22 protein-coding genes are annotated in these 19,821 nt (G+C 66.5%); 14 read left to right on the top strand and 8 right to left on the bottom strand.

Annotated features, from left to right (window positions below):
* The 4 genes from QOJ24_RS00940 to QOJ24_RS00925 all read left to right on the top strand — a co-directional run.
* The coding region (locus tag QOJ24_RS00940; protein ID WP_526258206.1) for an ATP-dependent Clp protease ATP-binding subunit at positions 1 to 2,243 on the top strand (2,243 nt) is incomplete at its 5' end.
* 223 nt (positions 2,244 to 2,466) lie between these two features.
* Complete coding sequence (locus QOJ24_RS00935) at positions 2,467 to 2,682, top strand: CbtB domain-containing protein (protein ID WP_526258204.1); 216 nt, start codon at positions 2,467 to 2,469, stop codon at positions 2,680 to 2,682.
* A 19-nt stretch (positions 2,683 to 2,701) separates the two neighbouring features.
* Positions 2,702 to 3,433, top strand: a complete 732-nt coding sequence (locus tag QOJ24_RS00930; protein WP_526258202.1) for a CbtA family protein — start codon at positions 2,702 to 2,704, stop codon at positions 3,431 to 3,433.
* On the top strand, positions 3,430 to 3,981 hold the full coding sequence (locus QOJ24_RS00925) for a histidine phosphatase family protein (RefSeq protein WP_526258200.1): 552 nt from the start codon (positions 3,430 to 3,432) through the stop codon (positions 3,979 to 3,981). Before QOJ24_RS00930 ends, QOJ24_RS00925 begins: the two co-directional genes overlap by 4 nt.
* Position 3,982: 1 nt before the next feature.
* Here the strand turns inward: QOJ24_RS00925 and QOJ24_RS00920 are convergent, their stop codons facing one another.
* On the bottom strand, positions 3,983 to 5,296 hold the full coding sequence (locus QOJ24_RS00920; protein ID WP_526258198.1) for a serine hydrolase: 1,314 nt from the start codon (positions 5,294 to 5,296) through the stop codon (positions 3,983 to 3,985).
* A gap of 31 nt (positions 5,297 to 5,327) precedes the next feature.
* Positions 5,328 to 5,645 carry a mycobilin-forming heme oxygenase MhuD gene (gene mhuD / locus QOJ24_RS00915; protein ID WP_526258196.1) on the bottom strand — a complete coding sequence of 106 codons (318 nt, stop codon included), beginning with the start codon at positions 5,643 to 5,645 and terminating at the stop codon, positions 5,328 to 5,330.
* A 55-nt stretch (positions 5,646 to 5,700) separates the two neighbouring features.
* Between mhuD and QOJ24_RS00910 the strand changes: the two genes are divergently transcribed.
* Both QOJ24_RS00910 and QOJ24_RS00905 read left to right on the top strand, forming a co-directional pair.
* Positions 5,701 to 7,119 carry an NCS2 family permease gene (locus QOJ24_RS00910; RefSeq protein ID WP_526258194.1) on the top strand — a complete coding sequence of 473 codons (1,419 nt, stop codon included), beginning with the start codon at positions 5,701 to 5,703 and terminating at the stop codon, positions 7,117 to 7,119.
* 4 nt (positions 7,120 to 7,123) lie between these two features.
* Complete coding sequence (locus QOJ24_RS00905) at positions 7,124 to 7,894, top strand: alpha/beta fold hydrolase (RefSeq protein ID WP_526258192.1); 771 nt, start codon at positions 7,124 to 7,126, stop codon at positions 7,892 to 7,894.
* Here the strand turns inward: QOJ24_RS00905 and QOJ24_RS00900 are convergent.
* Positions 7,868 to 8,122, bottom strand: a complete 255-nt coding sequence (locus tag QOJ24_RS00900) for a hypothetical protein (protein WP_526258190.1) — start codon at positions 8,120 to 8,122, stop codon at positions 7,868 to 7,870. The two genes, QOJ24_RS00905 and QOJ24_RS00900, sit on opposite strands and share 27 nt — an antisense overlap.
* A 71-nt stretch (positions 8,123 to 8,193) precedes the next feature.
* Here QOJ24_RS00900 and QOJ24_RS00895 point away from each other — a divergent pair, with 71 nt between their 5' ends.
* The gene (locus QOJ24_RS00895) at positions 8,194 to 9,171 is read left to right on the top strand and encodes a GlxA family transcriptional regulator (RefSeq protein ID WP_526258189.1); all 978 of its coding nucleotides are present in this window, start codon (positions 8,194 to 8,196) and stop codon (positions 9,169 to 9,171) included.
* Positions 9,172 to 9,189: 18 nt separating this feature from the next.
* Here the strand turns inward: QOJ24_RS00895 and QOJ24_RS00890 are convergent, their stop codons facing one another.
* A complete protein-coding gene (locus QOJ24_RS00890; protein WP_526258187.1) occupies positions 9,190 to 10,062 on the bottom strand; it encodes an iron-sulfur binding domain-containing protein in 873 nt (290 codons plus the stop codon).
* Between the two features lie 29 nt (positions 10,063 to 10,091).
* Between QOJ24_RS00890 and QOJ24_RS00885 the strand changes: the two genes are divergently transcribed.
* Both QOJ24_RS00885 and QOJ24_RS00880 read left to right on the top strand, forming a co-directional pair.
* Positions 10,092 to 10,712 carry a carbonic anhydrase gene (locus tag QOJ24_RS00885; protein WP_526258185.1) on the top strand — a complete coding sequence of 207 codons (621 nt, stop codon included), beginning with the start codon at positions 10,092 to 10,094 and terminating at the stop codon, positions 10,710 to 10,712.
* Between the two features lie 57 nt (positions 10,713 to 10,769).
* Positions 10,770 to 11,546: a hypothetical protein gene (locus tag QOJ24_RS00880; RefSeq protein ID WP_526258183.1), complete on the top strand. Its 777-nt coding sequence runs from the start codon at positions 10,770 to 10,772 to the stop codon at positions 11,544 to 11,546.
* On the opposite strand, the gene disA is transcribed toward QOJ24_RS00880, so the two are convergent.
* The 3 genes from disA to QOJ24_RS00865 are packed head-to-tail and all read right to left on the bottom strand — an operon-like array spanning position 11,543 to position 14,673.
* A complete protein-coding gene (gene disA / locus QOJ24_RS00875) occupies positions 11,543 to 12,652 on the bottom strand; it encodes a DNA integrity scanning diadenylate cyclase DisA (protein WP_526258181.1) in 1,110 nt (369 codons plus the stop codon). The genes QOJ24_RS00880 and disA overlap by 4 nt on opposite strands.
* A complete protein-coding gene (gene radA, locus QOJ24_RS00870; RefSeq protein ID WP_526258179.1) occupies positions 12,643 to 14,043 on the bottom strand; it encodes a DNA repair protein RadA in 1,401 nt (466 codons plus the stop codon). The genes disA and radA overlap by 10 nt, the downstream gene beginning before the upstream one ends.
* Positions 14,044 to 14,076: 33 nt before the next feature.
* Positions 14,077 to 14,673, bottom strand: coding sequence for a copper chaperone PCu(A)C domain-containing protein (locus QOJ24_RS00865; protein ID WP_526258177.1), 597 nt, complete (start codon positions 14,671 to 14,673; stop codon positions 14,077 to 14,079).
* A 283-nt stretch (positions 14,674 to 14,956) separates the two neighbouring features.
* Between QOJ24_RS00865 and carD the strand changes: the two genes are divergently transcribed.
* The 5 genes from carD to rlmB are packed head-to-tail and all read left to right on the top strand — an operon-like array spanning position 14,957 to position 18,954.
* Positions 14,957 to 15,445, top strand: coding sequence for an RNA polymerase-binding transcription factor CarD (gene carD, locus QOJ24_RS00860; RefSeq protein ID WP_078021125.1), 489 nt, complete (start codon positions 14,957 to 14,959; stop codon positions 15,443 to 15,445).
* Between the two features lie 3 nt (positions 15,446 to 15,448).
* On the top strand, positions 15,449 to 16,114 hold the full coding sequence (gene ispD / locus QOJ24_RS00855; protein WP_526258175.1) for a 2-C-methyl-D-erythritol 4-phosphate cytidylyltransferase: 666 nt from the start codon (positions 15,449 to 15,451) through the stop codon (positions 16,112 to 16,114).
* Entirely contained in the window at positions 16,111 to 16,587 is a 477-nt protein-coding gene (gene ispF / locus QOJ24_RS00850) for a 2-C-methyl-D-erythritol 2,4-cyclodiphosphate synthase (protein ID WP_526258173.1), read from the top strand. Before ispD ends, ispF begins: the two co-directional genes overlap by 4 nt.
* A gap of 19 nt (positions 16,588 to 16,606) precedes the next feature.
* On the top strand, positions 16,607 to 18,007 hold the full coding sequence (cysS, locus tag QOJ24_RS00845) for a cysteine--tRNA ligase (RefSeq protein WP_526258171.1): 1,401 nt from the start codon (positions 16,607 to 16,609) through the stop codon (positions 18,005 to 18,007).
* On the top strand, positions 18,007 to 18,954 hold the full coding sequence (gene rlmB / locus QOJ24_RS00840; protein ID WP_526258170.1) for a 23S rRNA (guanosine(2251)-2'-O)-methyltransferase RlmB: 948 nt from the start codon (positions 18,007 to 18,009) through the stop codon (positions 18,952 to 18,954). Before cysS ends, rlmB begins: the two co-directional genes overlap by 1 nt.
* On the opposite strand, the gene QOJ24_RS00835 is transcribed toward rlmB, so the two are convergent.
* On the bottom strand, positions 18,951 to 19,541 hold the full coding sequence (locus QOJ24_RS00835) for an SGNH/GDSL hydrolase family protein (RefSeq protein WP_526258168.1): 591 nt from the start codon (positions 19,539 to 19,541) through the stop codon (positions 18,951 to 18,953). The two genes, rlmB and QOJ24_RS00835, sit on opposite strands and share 4 nt — an antisense overlap.
* Positions 19,542 to 19,821 lie beyond the last annotated feature (280 nt).

Here is a 19,821-nt window from a genome sequence, read left to right as displayed (position 1 = left end):
CCGAGCACATTCTCCTCGGCCTGATCCGTGAGGGCGAAGGCGTGGCCGCCCAGGTCCTCGTCAAGCTGGGCGCCGAGCTGACCCGCGTGCGTCAGCAGGTCATTCAGCTGCTGAGTGGCTATCAGGGCAAGGAGACCGCCGAGGCAGGCACGGGTGGCCGCGGCGGCGAGGCGGGTAATCCGTCCACGTCGCTGGTACTCGACCAGTTCGGCCGCAACCTGACCGCCGCTGCGATGGAGGGCAAGCTCGACCCCGTCATCGGCCGTGAGAAGGAAATCGAGCGGGTGATGCAGGTGCTGAGCAGGCGCACCAAGAACAACCCGGTGCTGATCGGTGAGCCCGGCGTCGGCAAGACAGCCGTCGTCGAGGGGCTCGCGCAGGCCATCGTGCACGGCGAGGTGCCGGAGACGCTGAAGGACAAGCAGCTCTACACCCTCGACCTCGGGTCGCTGGTTGCCGGTAGCCGCTACCGCGGCGATTTCGAGGAGCGCCTGAAGAAGGTGCTCAAGGAGATCAACACCCGGGGCGACATCATCCTGTTCATCGACGAGCTGCACACGCTCGTCGGTGCGGGTGCCGCCGAGGGTGCCATCGACGCCGCTTCGATACTGAAGCCGAAGCTGGCCCGCGGCGAGCTGCAGACCATCGGCGCCACCACGCTCGACGAGTACCGCAAGTACATCGAGAAGGACGCCGCCCTGGAGCGCCGCTTCCAGCCGGTGCAGGTGGGTGAGCCCACCGTCGAGCACACCATCGAGATCCTGAAGGGTCTGCGCGACCGCTACGAGGCGCATCACCGCGTCTCGATCACCGACGGCGCGATGGTGGCCGCGGCCACGCTGGCCGACCGGTACATCAACGACCGGTTCCTGCCCGACAAGGCGATCGACCTGATCGACGAGGCGGGCGCCAGGATGCGGATCCGACGGATGACCGCTCCGCCGGACCTGCGCGAGTTCGATGAGAAGATCGCCGATGCGCGCAGGGAGAAGGAGTCCGCGATCGACGCGCAGGACTTCGAGAAGGCCGCCAGCCTGCGGGATCGCGAGAAGCAACTCGTCGCGCAGCGCACCGAGCGTGAGAAGCAATGGCGCTCAGGTGATCTCGACGTCGTCGCCGAAGTTGACGACAACGAGATCGCTGAGGTGCTCGGCAACTGGACCGGTATCCCGGTGTTCAAGCTGACCGAGGAGGAGACCACTCGGCTGCTCCGCATGGAGGACGAGATCCACAAGCGGATCATCGGCCAGGAGGACGCCGTCAGGGCGGTGTCCAAGGCGATTCGCCGCACGCGTGCGGGCCTCAAGGACCCCAAGCGTCCGTCCGGTTCGTTCATCTTCGCCGGCCCGTCCGGCGTGGGTAAGACAGAGCTGTCCAAGGCGCTGGCCAACTTCCTGTTCGGTGACGACGACGCGCTCATCCAGATCGACATGGGCGAGTTCCACGACCGCTTCACCGCTTCGCGTCTGTTCGGTGCGCCCCCCGGTTATGTCGGCTACGAGGAGGGCGGCCAGCTGACCGAGAAGGTCAGAAGGAAGCCGTTCTCGGTTGTTCTCTTCGATGAGATCGAGAAGGCACACCAGGAGATCTACAACAGCCTGTTGCAGGTCCTCGAGGACGGCAGGCTCACCGATGGCCAGGGCCGCACGGTCGACTTCAAGAACACCGTGCTGATCTTCACGTCCAACCTGGGCACGTCGGACATCTCCAAGGCCGTCGGGCTCGGCTTCACCCAGGGTGGTGGAGACAACAACTACGAGCGGATGAAGCAGAAGGTCAACGACGAGCTCAAGAAGCACTTCCGGCCAGAGTTCCTCAACCGCATCGACGACATCATCGTCTTCCACCAGTTGACTCGCGAAGAGATCATCCAGATGGTCGACCTGATGATCGGCCGGGTGGAAAAGCAGCTCAAGGGCAAGGACATGGCCATGGAGCTGACCGACAAGGCCAAGTCGCTGTTGGCCAAGCGTGGCTTCGATCCGGTGCTCGGTGCGCGGCCGTTGCGGCGCACCATCCAGCGCGAGATCGAAGACCAGCTCTCCGAGAAGATCCTCTTCGACGAGGTCGGTCCCGGCCAGTTGGTCACCGTCGACGTCGACAACTGGGACGGCGAGGGCGCAGGCGAGGATGCGGTGTTCACCTTCACCGGATCCAAGAAACCGGTCAAGCCGGTCGAGGAAGCCGACCTGGCGGGTGCGGGTGCCGCAGGCACGCCGACCGCGGCGACGGCCACCGAGTAGTCAACGGCTGTTCAAGCAGAAGCCCCCGAATCAAAAAGATTCGGGGGCTTTTGCTATGCCCCGGCCCGATTGCTGGACGGTTTGTTTAGGATGCTGATGTAATCAGGCGGGCGAAGGAATCTGGTGAGACTCCAGAACGGTCGCGCCACTGTGACAGTCAGACCCGACGACCGCCAGACAACCTTGAAGACTGGGACGCGAAATCCCCGGAAAGGAATCCTTCATGACGTCTTCTCAGGCTCGTAAGAGCGCCGCCCCTGCACTGGTTCTCTCGGCGACCAAGGCAGCGGTGTGGCTTTCCGTCACAGCGTTTCTCGCGCTGCTGGTGCTCTACTTCGTCGGGATGGACCAGGGCGCGACTTCGGTCTTCGGCAACAACACCTATGTCCATGAGTTCGTCCACGATGCACGCCACCTGCTCGGCTTCCCCTGCCACTGATTCGTCGAAGCCGCCTCACGTGGAAAAACGCATAATCGCGCGCGGGCTGCTGTCCGGCGCAATCGCAAGCGTGGCGACGTTCGCGTTCGCCCGCACATTCGTCGAACCGGTTATCGACCAGGCCGTCGCCTACGAGGAAGCCCAACAGACCGGCCACGGGCACGGGGTCGAACTGTTCACCCGAGGTGTGCAGGCCAACATCGGCATGGGGTTCGGCGTGCTGGCATTCGGGGTCGCGATGGGGGCGTTGTTCGCCGTCGCATACTGCGTTGCGTACGGCCGCGTGGGGAACCTGTCACCGCGACTGTTGTCTGCACTGTTGGCGGGTGGAATGTTTCTCTCGCTCTACGTGATCCCGTTCCTGAAGTACCCCGCCAGTCCGCCTGCGGTCGGCCTCGAGGAGACGATCCGGCAGCGCACCCTGCTCTACTTGATGATGGTGGTGCTCTCGGTGGTGCTGCTCGTCGCCGCTGTGTGGTTGGGCCGCAATTTGACGGAGCGGTACGGCGCGTGGAGCGCAACGCTGATCGCGGCCGCTGCCTACATCGTTGCCGTTGCGCTCGTGATGGTGCTGCTGCCCACGATCGACGAGACGCCGGACGATTTTCCGGCAGACGTGCTCTACGAGTTCCGGCTCTATTCGGTTGGTACCCAGTTCGTACTGTGGGCGATCATCGCGGTGGTGTTCGGCTCGATGGTGTCGCGACTGCTCGGAGAACCGCAGCGGCAGGCGGAGGCCCTCGCTGCGTGAGTGAGGTAGTCCGGCTGACACTGGTGTCGCACGCCATGACCGACGCGATGTCGGCCGGTCGGTTTGCCACCGACGAGCCGCTGAGCTCGGTGGGATACCGGCAGGCCGATGCCTCGATCGAGCTCGGAGTCGCCGACAGCGCGTACTGCGGGCCCGAGAAGCGCGCCAGACAGACCGCTGAACTCCTCGGCCTGCAGGCAAGCATCGAGCACCGGCTGGCCGACCTCGACTGTGGCCGGTGGCGCGGCGATGTGCTCGGCGGAGTGGGGTCCGCGGACCTCGCCATCTGGCTCACCGATCCGACCAGGGCGCCGCACGGCGGTGAATCCGTCGTCGAGCTCATCGAGCGCGTACGCGACTGGATGAACACGTTGACGACCCGTCACAGCAGGCTGGTCGCCGTCACGCACCCCGCGGTGGTACGCGCCGCGATCCTGATAGCCCTCGACGCCCCTGCGAAGTCGTTCTGGCGCATCGACGTTGCACCGGTCAGCCGAACGGTCATGCATTTCCGCGGGCACGCATGGACGCTGCGCACCACGACGTGACTCAGCCGACGGGCACCAGATCGAAGGTCTGGTGCACGATCGACAGCAGCCAGGCCGCTGCCGTCTGACTCCGGAATTTGGGCCAATTCAATTGGAAGCTCACCACATACGGTTGCCCGGTGCGGTCGACGGCATACCAGCTGAACGTCAGGTCGCCGGGCAGGTTGCCGCCCTTGGCGCCGATATAGGGCCACTTGGCGCGATCCAGGTCGATACCGGGAATGGCCGACAGGATCTGCTTGACCGGCGCCGCCGCGCCGACCGCTGAAGTCTGAAGCGCCGCGTGCACGCGACAGATGTCGGCTGCGGAGCCATACCATTCCGCACCGATGTCCGAGGCGGGGGTGTGGGTTCGTGCCGGATCCGGGTCGTAGGGGCGCGTATTGGTCTGGTCGAACAGTTGAGCGCGCCCCGTCGACGAAGTCGACACCTTCTGCCACTGGTCGCGCAGATTCGGCTTGCCCCAACCGATCGAGAACAACTCGTGCGTCGTCGGGAACGGCGTCATGCTGCCCGGGTCGTGGTGCCCGGCGGTTGCCAGCGCACGCTCGACGGCACCGTGGCCGACCCGTTCGATCAACAGGTCGGTAGCCATGTTGTCGCTTGCGGAGATCATCTGCTGCGCGGCCGTCCGTACCGAGACCGTGCTGCCGTTCGGCACCTCGTCGAGACCGGCCGCGCCGACGAGTTTTCCTTCCTTCGTCACAGTCAGCTGGTCGTCCCAACTGACTGTGCCGGCCTTGATCGACTCTGAAACAGCAAGCAGCACATAGAGTTTGAAGATGGACGCCAGAGGAAGTGACAGATCGGTGTTGGTGCCGGCAACCAGGTCACATCTTCCGTCGTCGACCTTCGACACCTGATAGGAGTACTTCGCGCCCGTCTTGGAGATCTCGGCGTCGATGTCCTTCCACGACTTGATGACCGGTTCCATCAGCGACACCTTGAACCGGTCGACCAGACCTTCGTCGTTGGTTCGCAGCTCGATGGTCTGGCCTACCTGGTAGGAGGTCAGCACGTGCAGCGTGGCGTGCCCGGCGCCGACATCCAGACCCGTCACCGTGAACGGACGGTCCCACCAGATCTTGTCCATGGTCACACCGACGTCGTCCACGATCTTCGGCGCTGCCAGGGTGCGGATTCCGGTGGGCCCGATCGGCCAGTCGGAGTTGAGCATGTCCATGACCTGCCTGGCGCGCAGACCCTGCGGCGTGTTCGTGTCGATGTGGATGGTCTGCGCGGCCCCTGCTGGGCCGGCAGGCCCGGCGTCGGCGCACCCGCAAGCAAGGGCGGCCAGCGTGACAACGACCGACATCGAGGTCGCCAGGCGGCGCGCCCTGCTCGCGTCAGGCCTTCGCGTCGGTCCCCGCAACGTCCAACACAACCTCGAACTCCAGAAGTGACGCGCCGGTGGCGACGGGATTGGCGCGTTGGCCCGCGTGCGCCTCGACGGCCGGACCGCTCGCCCACGCCTGGAACGCTTCCTCGGAGTCCCACTGCGTGACGACGAAATAACGGTCCTCACCCTTGACCGGCCGCAGCAACTGAAAGCCGAGAAAGCCGGGCTGATTGTCGACGGCGTGCGCACGGTGTGCGAACCGCTTCTCCAGTTCCGGACCGGCGTCCGGCGGTACCTCGATTGCGTTGATCTTCACCACGGCCATGCGGCCAAGGCTACCGCCCGCGCGAAGACCGTCCGACGCACCTAGGGTTCCAGTCATGAGCCGGGGCCGCCTCGACGAATTCTTCGAGCTGTCCGCGCGCGGATCGACGCTGGGCGCCGAGATACGTGGCGGTGTCGTCACCTTCATCGCGATGGCCTACATCGTCGTGTTGAACCCGATCATCCTGTCCGAGGCGGCCGACGTAGACGGCAACAGGCTGGACTTCGCGCAGGTCTCCGCGGCGACATCGCTGGCCGCGGGTGCGATGACCATCCTGTTCGGGCTGATCGCCCGGCTTCCGTTTGCGTTCGCCGCCGGGCTGGGCATCAACTCGTTCCTTGCGACCACTGTCGTCGGCTCGGTCACCTGGCCTGAGGCGATGGGTCTGGTGGTCATCAACGGCGTCATCATCGTTGTGCTGGCGGCGACGGGGTTGCGCACGTTGATCTTCGACGCCGTTCCGATGCAGCTGAAGCTCGCGATCACGGCGGGCATCGGCGCGTTCATCCTGTTCATCGGGCTGGTCGATGCCGGCTTCATTGGCTCGACCGGTCTGCCGTCACCGCCGGTGGGCCTCGGAATCGGTGGCACCGGTTCCATCAGTACGGTCCCGACGCTGGTGTTCGTCTTCACTCTGCTGGTCACCTGCGTTCTGCTGGTCAGGCAGGTGCGGGGCGGCATCTTCATCGGCCTTGTCGCTGGCACCGTGGTCGCAGTCGTCATCGAGGCGGTCTGGCACCTGGGGTCGGCGGTCGATCATCCCGGCGGGTGGAGCCTGTCGGTGCCGACGCTGTCGGGCTCGCCGTTCGCCCTGCCCGACCTGTCCCTGGTCGGTGCGTTGAGCCTGGACAGCTTCGGCCGCATCGGAGTCCTGGCCGCCGTGATGCTCGTCTTCACGCTGGTGTTCGCGAACTTCTTCGACGCGATGGGAACCTTCACCGGCCTGTCGCGCGAGGTGGACGTCGCCGACGAACGCGGCACCTTCCCGCGCCTGCGCCCGGCGCTGATCGTCGAGGGAGTAGGTGCGGTCGTCGGTGGGGCGACGTCGTCCTCGTCGAACACCGTGTTCCTCGAGTCGGCGGCCGGCATCCAGGAGGGCGCGCGCACGGGCGTGGCGAACCTGGTCACCGGTGTGCTGTTCTTCGCGGCGATGTTCGTGACGCCGTTGGCGTCGATCGTGCCGACGGAGGTCGCCGCGGCCGCGCTCGTCGTCGTCGGGGTGATGATGTTCTCGCACCTTCGCGACGTCGACCTCTCCGAGTTCTCGGTGGCCGTGCCGGTCGTGCTGACCGTTGCCATCATGCCGCTGTCATTCTCGATCGCGAACGGCATCGGCATCGGCTTCATTTCGTGGGTGATAGTGCGCTCGGCGGCAGGCAAGGCGCGCGAGATCAGTCCGCTGCTCTGGGTCGCCGCCGCCGGTTTCCTGGTGTACTTCGCGCGCGGTTGGATCGAATCACTGATCGGTATGTGACCGCGTGGGCGACGAATTCCTCACGCGCCGAGGCGGTCACGGGGCGCCGCTCGTACTCGTGCACGGGCTGATGGGCCGCGGAACCACATGGACGCGGCAGGTGCCGTGGCTGACCCGGCACGGCGAGGTGTACACCTACGACGCGCCGTGGCATCGCGGTCGCGACGTCGCAGACCCGTACCCGATCAGCACGGAGCGATTCGTCGACGACCTCGGCGACGCGGTGGCGACGCTGGACAGGCCGGCCACCCTCATCGGCCACTCGATGGGCGCCCTGCACTCCTGGTGCCTGGCGGCATCGAAGCCCGAACTGGTGACCGGCCTAGTCGTGGAGGACATGGCGCCGGACTTCCGTGGTCGCACCACCGGCCCGTGGGAGCCGTGGTTGCATGCCCTTCCCGTCGAATTCGCCTCGGAACAACAGGTTTACGACGAGTTCGGTGCGGTGGCCGGCCGGTACTTCCTGGAGGCTTTCGACCGGGTTCCGACAGGTTGGCGCCTGCACGGGCACACCAAGATCTGGATCGACATCGCCGCGCAGTGGGGTACGCGCGACTACTGGGCGCAGTGGCGTGAGGTTCGAGTGCCTGCCCTGCTCATCGAGGCGGGTAACTCCGTGACGCCGCCGGGACAGATGCGCGCAATGAACGAAACCGGCCACCGGACAACGTATTTGCACGTGCCCGGTGCCGGTCATCTGGTGCACGACGAGGCACCGCGGATCTATCGCGACGCCGTGGATTCGTTCCTAGCGACGCTCGCCGGTGGCGCCTGAAGCGGGCCAGACCGGCTGCTTCTCGAACCGGGTGCGGATCGCGTCGACGTCGTGCGCGACGCGGAACCCGTCTCGGTCGTCCTCGAAGAGCCTGCCGACCAGTGGAGCGGACCAACGGAACTGGTCGAACCGGATCCGAAGCGAGTCGGAACGGTGCGCGGCCCAGCTGAGTGCGGCGGCCACCACGAACGGGGCAATCAGGATCAGGAAAATCATTGCTGTACTCATGGCAGTAATGCTTCACTGGCACATATACCGCCAACAGTGGCAGTAGTGACAGAGTGCGATAAGATACTGCCATGGCAATTGAGAAGGTATCGGCGCTGGTGCTGGATCGGCTGGCCGTCTTCGAGTTCGGTGTGATCTGCGAGGTCTTCGGTATCGACCGCTCTGCCGAGGGGGTGCCCAACTTCGACTTCAAGGTGTGCGGGCCCGAGCCCGGCAAGCCGGTCCGCACCTCGGTGGGCGCATCGCTGATCCCCGATCACGGGCTCGACAGCCTTATCGGGGCAGACCTTGTCGCGATTCCGGCGATCGCCGGATCGGAATACCTGCCCGAAGCACTGGAGGCGGTCAGGGCCGCCGCCGACGCGGGCGCGATCATCCTCACGGTGTGCTCGGGGGCATTCGTCGCAGGAGAGGCCGGGCTGTTGGACGGCCGCCCCTGCACCACCCACTGGATGCACGCCGACGACCTGGCCCGCCGATTCCCGACCGCCAAGGTGGACCGCAACGTGCTGTTCGTCGACGACGGCAACCTGATCACCAGCGCTGGCACCGCCGCGGGCATCGACGCATGCCTGCACCTTGTCCGTCGCGAGCTCGGCAGTGAGGTCACCAACAAGATCGCCCGCCGAATGGTGGTTCCCCCCCAGCGTGACGGAGGCCAGCGGCAGTACATCGATCAGCCGATCCCGGTCCGGTGTTCGGAAGGCTTTGCACCGCATCTGGACTGGATACTGGCCAATCTCCAGACACCGCATACCGTTTCAGCGCTGGCGCGCCGGGCGAACATGTCGGCGCGCACGTTCGCGCGACGCTTCGTCGACGAGACCGGCACCACGCCCATGCAGTGGGTGACCGACCAGCGCGTGCTCTACGCCAGGCGGCTACTCGAGGAGAGCGACCTGGACATCGACCAGATCGCCGACCGGTCGGGTTTCGGCACCGCCACGCTGCTGCGCCACCACTTCCGTCGCATCATCGGAGTGACACCGTCGGACTACCGGCGCAGCTTCGCCTGCAACGTCGACCAGGAATGCGTCAAGACCGCGTAGAGGATCGCGGCACGCCCGTCAATCACCTTCCCCGGCAAGCGCGAAGCGGCCGTCGGCCGTCTGCTCGACCAGCCCGTCGACAAGCAGTGAGTCCAGCGCGCGGTCGCGCTGGGCGGTGTCGGCAAGCCACGCTACGTCGAGCTCTGCACGGGTTACCGGAGAATCGTTGCCGCGCAGGACATCCAGCAGGCGTCCGCGCACCTGCCGATCGGTGCCCGCGTAGCGCTGCGCCCGGCGTGCCCGCGTCGTAGCGGCTGGAAAGCCCGCCGTCCGCCAAGCGCACACACTCAATGGGCAGATGCCGCAGCGCGGCGAACGCGCAGTGCACACCGTCGCTCCCAACTCCATCAGTGCCACCGAAAAACGCGGCGCGTCAGGTCCGTCGGGCAGTAACGCTGCGACATCAGTGAGGTCGCGCGGCGAGGTCGAAGCCGTCGCGTCGGCCCTTCCGTGTACGGCCCTTGCGACCACGCGGCGCACGTTCGTGTCGACGACCGGCACCCGCTGCCCGTACGCGAAGCATGCGACGGCCCGGGCCGTGTACGCGCCGATACCCGGCAACGACAGAAGGGTTTCCACGTCTGAAGGCACGACATCGCCGTGCTCGCCTGCGATTGCGAGCGCGCATTCGTGCAGACGCTTCGCGCGCCTTGGGTAGCCCAGCTTTCCCCATGCCCGCAAGATGTCGGCCGCGCTTGCCGCCGCAGTGGCTGACGGCGTCGGCCAGCGCGCCACCCAGGCCAGCCAGATCGGTTCCACCCGAGCCACCGGGGTCTGCTGCAGCATGAATTCGCTCACCAGCACCTGCCAGGGCGAGACGCCGGGCCTGCGCCACGGCAGGTCGCGCTGCTCGTGCTCATACCACCGCAGTAGCTCGGTCGAATCGATCATCTAAACCGCCCTCCTGCACAATGGCGGCCATGCCCAACACGAATCCTGTGACCGCATGGAAGGCACTCAAGGAGGGTAACGAGCGATTCGTCGCTGGAAAGCCCGAACATCCCAGCCAGAGCGTCGAGCACCGGGCGTCGCTCGCAGGGGGGCAGAAGCCCACCGCGGTGCTCTTCGGGTGCGCGGACAGCCGCGTGGCTGCCGAGATCATCTTCGACCAGGGCCTCGGCGACATGTTCGTGGTCCGAACCGCGGGTCACGTCATCGACTCGGCTGTGCTCGGCTCGATCGAGTACGCCGTCACCGTCTTGAACGTTCCGCTGATAGTCGTGCTGGGTCACGACAGCTGCGGTGCGGTGAAGGCCACGTTGACGGCCATCGATGAGGGCGCCGTCCCTGGTGGCTACGTCCGCGACGTGGTGGAACGGGTTACGCCGTCAATCCTTTTGGGCCGCCGTGATGGTCTGAGCAGGGTCGATGAATTCGAGGCAAGACATGTCGCCGAGACGGTGACACAGCTGCGGGCACGTTCGACGGCGATCGCCGAACGCCTCGACGCGGGCACGGTGGCGATCGCCGGTGTCACCTATCACCTGGCCGACGGGCGGGCTGTGTTGCGCGAACACCTGGGCGACATCGGCGAAGGCTAGCCCCGACACGCCGGGTCACCTCGAACGATTGAGCGTGACCTGGCTTACCGTGAGTCTGTGCTGGATCTAGAGCCGCATGGCCCGTTACCCACCCAGATCTACTGGCGCCGCAGGGCACTTGCGATCGGTATCGCGGTCCTTGTCATCGGGGTCGTCGCCGCGGTGGTGGTGGTGGTCGTGATGAACACCGGCACCGACGCGAAGAACGCCGACAAGTCGTCACCCTCGCAAGCCGCCGCGCCGACACCGCTGCCCGGGGAGAACCCGCAGGTCAAGACGCCGGTCGTGCCGCCCGCCGCGAGTACACCGGCCCCGACGGCGACGCCGACCGCTGCCGTGGCCCCGCCACCGGTGCTGCAGGAGGGCGACGACTGCCCGGACTCCACGCTGGCGGTCAAGGGCATCACCAGCCAGCCGGAATACGTGGTCGGCGACCAGCCGAAGTTCACCATGGTCGTCACGAACATCGGCCTGGTGGCCTGCAAGCGTGACGTCGGCGCTGCCGTGCTGGCTGCCTACGTCTACGGCCTCGACAACACCCGGCTCTGGTCGAACCTGGACTGCGCACCGTCGAACGAGACCCTGGTCAAGACGTTCAATCCGGGCGAGCAGGTGACCACCGAGGTGACCTGGACGGGCATGGGCTCGGCGCCGGGCTGTCCGCTGCCTCGCCAGCCGATCGGGCCCGGCACGTACAACCTGATTGTTCAGCTGGGCAATCTGCGGTCCGCGACGATGCCCTTCATCCTCGCCCAGCCCGCACCGCAGGCCGAGGCCCCGGCACCCGTTGAGGGCGGTCCTGCCCCAGAGCAGGCGCCCGCGCCTGCCGGCTAGGCCAACCGGTCGGCGATCGTCGACTCCGCCAGCTGCGACAAGCCCTCACGGATGTGACGCGCCCACATTGACCCGATGCCCTCGACGGACTGCAAATCGTTCGCGCTTGCGGCCAGCAGCCCCTGCAGCGATCCGAACGACCGGACCAGTAGGTCGACGTGGGCGAACTGCAGGCGGGGAATGCCTGCCATCGCCCGGTACCCGCGCGAGCTCATTGCGGAATCCTGCGCCTCCGCCGTTGACGGGTAACCGAAAACCCTTGCCAGCGTGGTGAAGTCGAGCAACTCGGTGTCGGAGAGCCCGTCGAGTTCCTCGAGCGTCGCGGTCACCTGCGCCGCGGTCGGCGGGTCGGGGTTGGCGTGGTAGTCGCGCACAATCAGCTCGCGGGCGTTGTCGTTGTCGCCGACCAACTCCTCCAGCTGGAGCTTCAGCTGCCGACCGTCAGTGCCGAGTTCGACGACGTCGGAATCGATTTCGAGGCTGATCCGGCGAACCATCTCCAGCCGCTGCGCGACCGTCATCACGTCACGCAGCGTGACGAAGTCCTCGATCTCGGCCGTCGACAGCTGTCTGCTCACCTCGTCGAGACGCGATTTGTACCGTTCCAAAGTGTCGATGGTCTGGTTGGCGCGCGACAGGATGGTCGCCGAGTCGGGCACCACGTGTCGCTCGCCGGCCACGTAGACGGTCACGATGCTCATCGAATGGCTCACCGATACAACGGGATATCCGGTCTGGACCGCTGTGCGCTCCGCCGACCTGTGCCGGGTGCCTGACTCATCGGTGGGAATCGACGGGTCGGGAACGAGCTGAACGTTGGCCCGCAGGATGCGGTTGCCGTCGCTGGACAGCACCACGGCGCCGTCCATCTTGGACAGCTCACGGAGCCGGGTCGGCGCGTATGCGACGTCCAGCGAGAAGCCGCCGTCGCAGATGGACTCGACGCTGTCGTCGTAACCGAGAACGATCAGCGCGCCGGTCCGGCCACGCAGGATCCGCTCGAGGCCGTCGCGCAACGCGGTCCCTGGAGCGAGCCGACCGATCGTCTCTCGCAAGGTGGGACGGACCAGCTGCACCACGTTTCGGCGGCTGGACTTCACGACCATGGCCCCTCCTCGGAGCGGCCGGCTTTCACCGATATCTCCGTCAGCACCTTCATGGCAGCGGTGATGTTGTCGGCCGCTATCGCCCGTAAGCCTATCGGCACCGTTTTCACTCCGGGCGGAACTACCGCACACGTGAATCCGAGCCGGGCCGCCTCCGCCAGCCTGCGCTCCATGCCGCTCACCCGGCGCAGGTCGCCTGCCAGCCCTACTTCGCCGATCGCGATGGCCGTGGTCGGAAGGGGAAGGTCGGCGTAAGCCGACGCGATCGCCAGGGCAACCGCTAGGTCCGACGACGGGTCGGTGAGCCGCATCCCGCCGACCGTGGAGAGATAGATGTCGCACTGTGCGACCTTCAGATGGGCGCGCTTCTCCAGCACGGCCGCGATCATCGCGGCCCGCGCCGAGTCGATGCCGCTGACCGCACGGCGGGGCGACGACGTGGTCGGCGCCGCGATCAGGGCCTGCACCTCTCCGATGAGCGGGCGCTTGCCGTCGAGCGACACCGTGACCGCGGTGCCGGAAACGGGTGCGGGACGCTGATCGAGGAAGAGCCCGGACGGATCGGCAACACACTCGATTCCGTTGTCGTGCAACATGAAACAGCCGACCTCGTCGGCCGCGCCGAACCGGTTCTTGACACCTCGCACCATGCGAAGCGCCGACGACTTGTCGCCTTCGAAGTGCAGTACGACGTCGACGAGGTGTTCCAGCGACCGCGGCCCGGCGATCGCACCGTCCTTCGTGACGTGGCCGACGAGGATGATCGCGATCCCGGTGGTCTTGGCGGTCATCGTCAGCGCCGTCGTGACGGCGCGTACCTGGGTGACGCCGCCGGTGACACCGTCGGCCTCGGTCGTCGACATGGTCTGCACCGAATCGACCACCACCAAGGTCGGTTTGACCTCGTCGATGTGTCCGAGCGCGGTCTGTAGATCGGATTCCGCGGCCAGGTACACCTCGTCGTGATCGCAGCCCATCCGTTCGGCCCGCATCCGGATCTGGCCCGCGGACTCCTCGCCCGACAGATACAGCGCCCGCTGGCCGCTTTCTGCCCAGCGGTGGGCCACCTCGAGCAGCAGGGTCGACTTGCCGACGCCCGGATCGCCGGCCAGAAGCATCACCGAGCCGGGCACGATGCCGCCGCCGAGGACGCGGTCGAGCTCGCTGACGCCGGTTTGATGGTGCCGGGTGGCGCCGGCATCGATGGAGTTGATCGGCACGGCCGGCGTCGTCGGGACAACCGCTCGCCTGGTCGCCGATCCGTTGACGGCGGCGAGCACAGCTACTTCGTCGACGGTCCCCCAGGTGCCGCAGTCCGGGCAACGTCCGACCCATTTCGCGGTGACGTGGTGGCACTCCGAACAGCGGTACTGCGAACGCGCCTTGGCCACGGTGTGACGGTATCCGCCCGGGCCGACAGTTCCTTAGTGTTGACCGCCCGTGTCGCCACCCTCTTGGTGGGACGCGTCGGCTGCCTCGTCGCGACGCGGTGCCTCACCCGCCGAGATCGGAACCGGGACGGTGATGTCGCCTGCCTTCTCGAATGTGAAGGTGAAGTTGTAGGTCAGGCCGTTGGTGATGGGCTTGCTGATGTCGACCTTGGCCGTCGCGGCGTCGGCGGTCTCGGCCTGCTCGAGTGCGGAGGTCTGCCCGTCGGGCTCGCCGACCACAAGAACATCCGCGGCGGGCAGGGACGTGTCGCCGGTCAGCGTCACCGTGCCGGAATCGGACGTGATCGAGGTCAGCTTGTCGGAGGTGTCGGGCGATTCGTTGGCCGCCACGAAAATCAGCTCCACGTCGCTGCCCGGCTTCACGTAGTCGGACGTCTGCGCGGCGCGCAGGTGGACGTTGCGGAGCGTGATGTTGCCTGCGGTGGCGGCGGTGCCGTCCACCGCCGCCTGCTGGGTCGCGGTCTGCGAGACCTGTCCGGCGCTGCAGCCGACCAGGGTGGCGGCGACGGCCAGCCCGCACGCCCCGAGGGCCACGGTGACGGCAGAGCTGCGCGATTTTAAGCGGTTCACCCAGAAGCCTCCTGCTCGGCCGACCTGTTCCACTATGCACAGTAGTAGGTGGTGGTTGGCGGCGGTAGCGGAGGTGTCGGGGCCACCAGAAGGGGTTTGCCGCGAATCATCCACAGGCACGTGAGCGGGGGCGCGGCGTGGTCGCTGACCAGCGGTTGCCATGCACGTATTCGTCATCGTGTCAACCCCTACTCTTCACCTGCGGGGCCCCTGACCTGCACCGTTGTGCGGCACGTGTCTGCGCGCCGTGTTAGCATGGAGTATCGAAAGGGGCTCGAAACAGATGATTTTCAAGGTCGGAGACACCGTTGTCTATCCACATCACGGTGCTGCATTGATCGAGGCGATCGAAACCCGGACCATCAAAGGCGAGCAAAAAGAATATCTCGTCTTGAAGGTCGCCCAGGGAGACCTCACAGTGCGAGTCCCAGCCGATAACGCCGAGTACGTGGGCGTGCGCGATGTGGTCGGGCAGGAGGGCCTCGACAAGGTGTTTCAGGTGCTTCGCGCCCCGCACACCGAAGAGCCGACCAACTGGTCGCGCCGCTACAAGGCCAACCTCGAGAAGCTGGCCTCCGGCGACGTGAATAAGGTCGCCGAGGTCGTTCGCGACCTGTGGCGCCGCGATCAGGAGCGCGGCCTGTCCGCAGGCGAGAAGCGGATGCTGGCCAAGGCCCGGCAGATCCTGGTCGGCGAGCTGGCGCTCGCCGAGAACACCGATGACGCCAAGGCCGAGATCATTCTCGACGAGGTTCTCGCCGCCGCGTCCTGACGCATGAGCACGGTTGCCGTTGTCCCGGCCGCAGGGTCAGGGGAACGGTTGGCAGCAGGCGCGCCGAAGGCATTCGTCAATTTGGGCGGTCGCCCGATGTTGGAGCATGCCCTCGACGGTCTGCGTAATTCCGGTGTGGTCGACAGCGTGGTGGTCGCCGTGCCACCCAACCGCACCGACCAGGCCAAACTGGTCTTCGGCGGAGCCGCGACCATTGTGGCGGGCGGATCCGATCGCACGGAGTCCGTCAGGCTGGCGCTGGAGGCGGTCGGCGACGCGGAATTCGTCCTCATCCACGACGCGGCACGGGCGCTGACGCCGCCTTCGTTGATCGTTCGGGTGGTGCAGGCGCTGCACGACGGTCACCCCGCCGTGGTGCCCGGCCTCCCTGTCAGCGACACGATCAAGGCCATCGACGCGAATGGCGTCGTGCTCGGCACGCCCGAACGGGCGGGGCTGCGCGCCGTTCAGACCCCACAGGGATTCCAGACCGAAGTGCTACGCCGTGCCTACGACCGGGCGGCCGCAGGCGGCTTCACCGACGACGCCTCGATGGTCGAGACCACCGGCACACCGGTGCAGGTGGTCGAGGGCGACCCGCTGGCCTTCAAAATCACCACACAGACGGATCTACTACTCGCCCACGCGCTGCTGGGACAGGCCATATGAGCATGCCGAGAGTCGGCATCGGCACCGACGTGCACCCGGTCCAGGCCGGCAGGCCGTGCCGGCTTCTCGGACTGCTTTTCGAGGGCGCAGACGGCTGTGCCGGGCACTCGGACGGCGATGTCGCGGCCCACGCGCTGTGCGACGCGTTGCTCAGCGCCGCAGGCCTCGGCGACATCGGCGAGGTGTTCGGCACCGACGACCCACGCTGGGCCGGTGTCAGCGGCGCCGACATGCTGCGCCACGTGCACAGCCTTGTGCGTGCCGAGGGCTACCGGGTGGGAAACGCGGCGGTCCAGGTGATCGGCAACCGGCCCAAGGTGGGCCCGCGGCGGGCAGAGGCGCAGCAGGTGCTCTCGGAGCTCTTGGATGCCCCCGTATCGGTGTCGGCGACGACGACCGACGGCCTCGGGCTGACGGGTCGCGGCGAAGGATTGGCCGCCATCGCGACCGCTTTGGTGGTTGACGCCGATTAGGCCGGTAAGCTGGCCCGTCGTGACCGACCTGCGGCTATACGACACGATGACGGGCGCCGTCCGTGACTTCGTGCCGGTGCGCGAAGGCCACGTCTCGGTCTACCTCTGCGGCGCAACGGTTCAAGGCCTGCCGCACATCGGTCACGTCCGCAGCGGCGTCGCCTTCGACGTGCTGCGCCGCTGGCTGATGGCCAAAGGTCTCGACGTCGCGTTCATTCGCAACATCACCGACATCGACGACAAGATCCTCAACAAGGCCGCCGACGCGGGCAGGCCGTGGTGGGAATGGGCGGCCACATTCGAGCGGGCGTTCTCGGCGGCATACGACGCGCTCGGCGTGCTGCCGCCGTCGGCTGAGCCGCGTGCGACCGGACACATCACCCAGATCGTCGAGCTGATCGACCGGCTGATCGGCGACAAACACGCGTATGCGGCCGACGGTGACGTCTACTTCGACGTCTCGAGCCTGCCCGATTACGGGAAGTTGTCGGGTCACAAGATCGACGACGTGCATCAGGGTGAGGGGGTCGCGACGGGAAAGCGCGACCAACGCGACTTCACTCTGTGGAAGGGCGAGAAGCCCGGTGAGCCGTCCTGGCCAACGCCGTGGGGCAGGGGCAGGCCCGGCTGGCATACCGAATGCGTCGCAATGTGCGAGGCCTATCTCGGCCCCGAATTCGACATTCACGCCGGCGGAATGGATCTGATCTTTCCGCACCACGAAAACGAGATCGCCCAGGCCGAGGCCGTCGGTGACCGGTTCGCCCGCTTCTGGTTGCACAACGGCTGGGTGACCATGGGCGGCGAGAAGATGAGCAAGTCGCTCGGTAATGTGTTGGCCATACCCGCTGTGCTGCAACGGGTTCGGGCCGCCGAGCTGCGGTACTACCTCGGCAGTGCGCACTACCGGTCGATGCTGGAGTTCTCCGAGAACGCGCTGCAGGACGCGGCGAAGGCGTACACAGGCCTGGAGGACTTCCTGCATCGGGTGCGAAACCGGGTCGGCGCCGTCGAGCCGGGCGAATGGACGGCCGCGTTCGCCGCCGCACTCGACGACGACCTTTCTGTGCCCATCGCGCTCGCCGAGGTGCATGCCGCACGCGCGGAAGGCAACCGGGCGCTGGAGGCTGGTGACCACGACACCGCGATGGCGCGCGCCTCCTCGATCCGGACGATGATGGACATCCTCGGCTGTGACCCGCTCAACGAGCGGTGGGAGTCCCGCGACGAGACGTCGGCCGCGCTGGCCGCCGTCGATGTGTTGGTGCACGCTGAGATTCAGCGTCGGGTCGACGCACGCGAGCGCAGGGACTGGGCTGAGGCCGACGCGATCAGGGATCGGCTGAAGAAGGCTGGTGTCGAGGTGACCGACACCGCCGACGGACCGCAGTGGACGCTTCTGGACGGGTACTCGAAGTAATGGCAGGCAACTCCCAACGCAGAGGCGCGGTCCGCAAAGCAGGTACCAAGAAGGGCCCGCAGGTCGGATCGGGCGGTGTACGCCGTCGCGGTCTTGAAGCGCGCGGCGCCACACCTCCGGCGCACCAACGGCCCAACCATCCCGCCGCCAAGGCCGCCAAGCGAGCCGCGAAGAACCAACAGCAACGCCGTCAGCAGAAGCGGACCGACGACACCGAGGTGGTGCTCGGCCGCAACCCGGTGCTGGAGTGCCTGCGCGCAGGTGTGCCTGCGACCGCGCTCTACGTGGCGCTTGGCACTGACGCCGACGAGCGGTTGACCGAATCGGTCAGACGCGCAGCGGATGCCGGGATCTCGATCCTCGAGGTGCCACGCGCTGATCTGGACCGCATCAGTGCTAACGGGCTGAACCAGGGCGTCGCGCTGCAGGTCCCGCCGTACCAATACGCCCACCCCGACGACCTGCTCGCCACCGCCACCAAAGACAGCAAGCCCGCTCTACTGGTCGCGCTGGACAACATCTCCGATCCACGCAACCTCGGCGCGATCGTGCGTTCGGTTGCGGGCTTCGGCGGGCACGGCGTGCTGATCCCTCAGCGGAGATCGGCGTCCGTCACCGCAGTCGCCTGGCGCACAAGTGCCGGTGCGGCGGCCAGGCTGCCGGTGGCCAGAGCCACGAATCTCAATCGGACACTGAAGAGTTGGCACGACGCGGGCCTTGGGGTGATCGGACTCGACGCGGACGGTGACACCACGCTCGACGATCTCGACGGAACCGATCCGATGGTTCTGGTGGTCGGCTCGGAGGGCAAGGGCCTGTCTCGGCTGGTGCGGGAAAACTGCGACACGGTGGTGTCCATCCCGATGGCGGGCCCGACGGAGTCGCTCAACGCCTCGGTCGCCGCAGGCGTGGTGCTGGCCGAGATCGCCCGTCAGCGACGGGGTTAGAGAACCTTCGTCAGCGTTGTCAGCTTGGGATCCGCGCCCGCACCACGCTTGGCCAGCCGCACTCGCTTGGCGACATATGGCGCTGCGAACGCCGCGGTCCATCGGAGGTTGGCGCGAAGGTCGCGCACCGGCGACACCGACTGCAACAGGGCCGCCGACCTGGTGGTGAGGTCGTGGGTAACAGCGAGCGCGGCAAGGACTTTGGCGGCGAATCGCTCGTGTCCCAACGGCGACAGGTGGATGCGATCGCCGTCCCATAGTAGCGTGTCGCGGAACTCGGTGTAGCGCCAGAAGTCCACCAGGGTCAGCCCGAGGTCATCAGCCATGCCGCGCAGCAGTTCGTTGTAGACCGCCGCGCGACCGCGCAGCCGCCGGAAGAGCGGCACGGTGCCGAGATCGGCTGCAGTGAAGGCGAGTACGACGGCGCCGGTCTGCCGCAGCGTCTCGAGGCACTCGGCGTACTTGGCCATCATGGCGTCGACATCGTTGCGCAGCAGGAGCAGGTTGTTCATGCCCGTGTAGATGGTGACGAGATCCGGCTTGAGCATGACGGCGGTGTGAATCTGTTCGTCGAGGATCTCGGTCATGCGTCTGCCGGACGTCAACCGTCCCTTCGCTATTCGCGTTTCCGCAACCGTTTCGTGGGGGATACCTAAACAGGGGGAATCATGACGCCGCGTTTGCGGTGTGGCCGGTGGATGGAGCCCGAGGCGACCGGACCAGGACCGTTAATCAGTGCCTCGCGGATCACACCTCAGCGCGGAGCCACGGAATTGAACATGCATTCAAAATCGCCGGGCGGACAGCCGTACTGGGTAGGATCCGGGACGCCCGCGCATCCTGTCCCATCTGTCGTGGGGAATTGTC

This window comes from Mycobacterium sp., assembly GCF_032159775.1.
Taxonomy (GTDB): Bacteria; Actinomycetota; Actinomycetes; order Mycobacteriales; family Mycobacteriaceae; genus Mycobacterium.
This window is presented reverse-complemented; position numbering and strand designations above follow the sequence as displayed.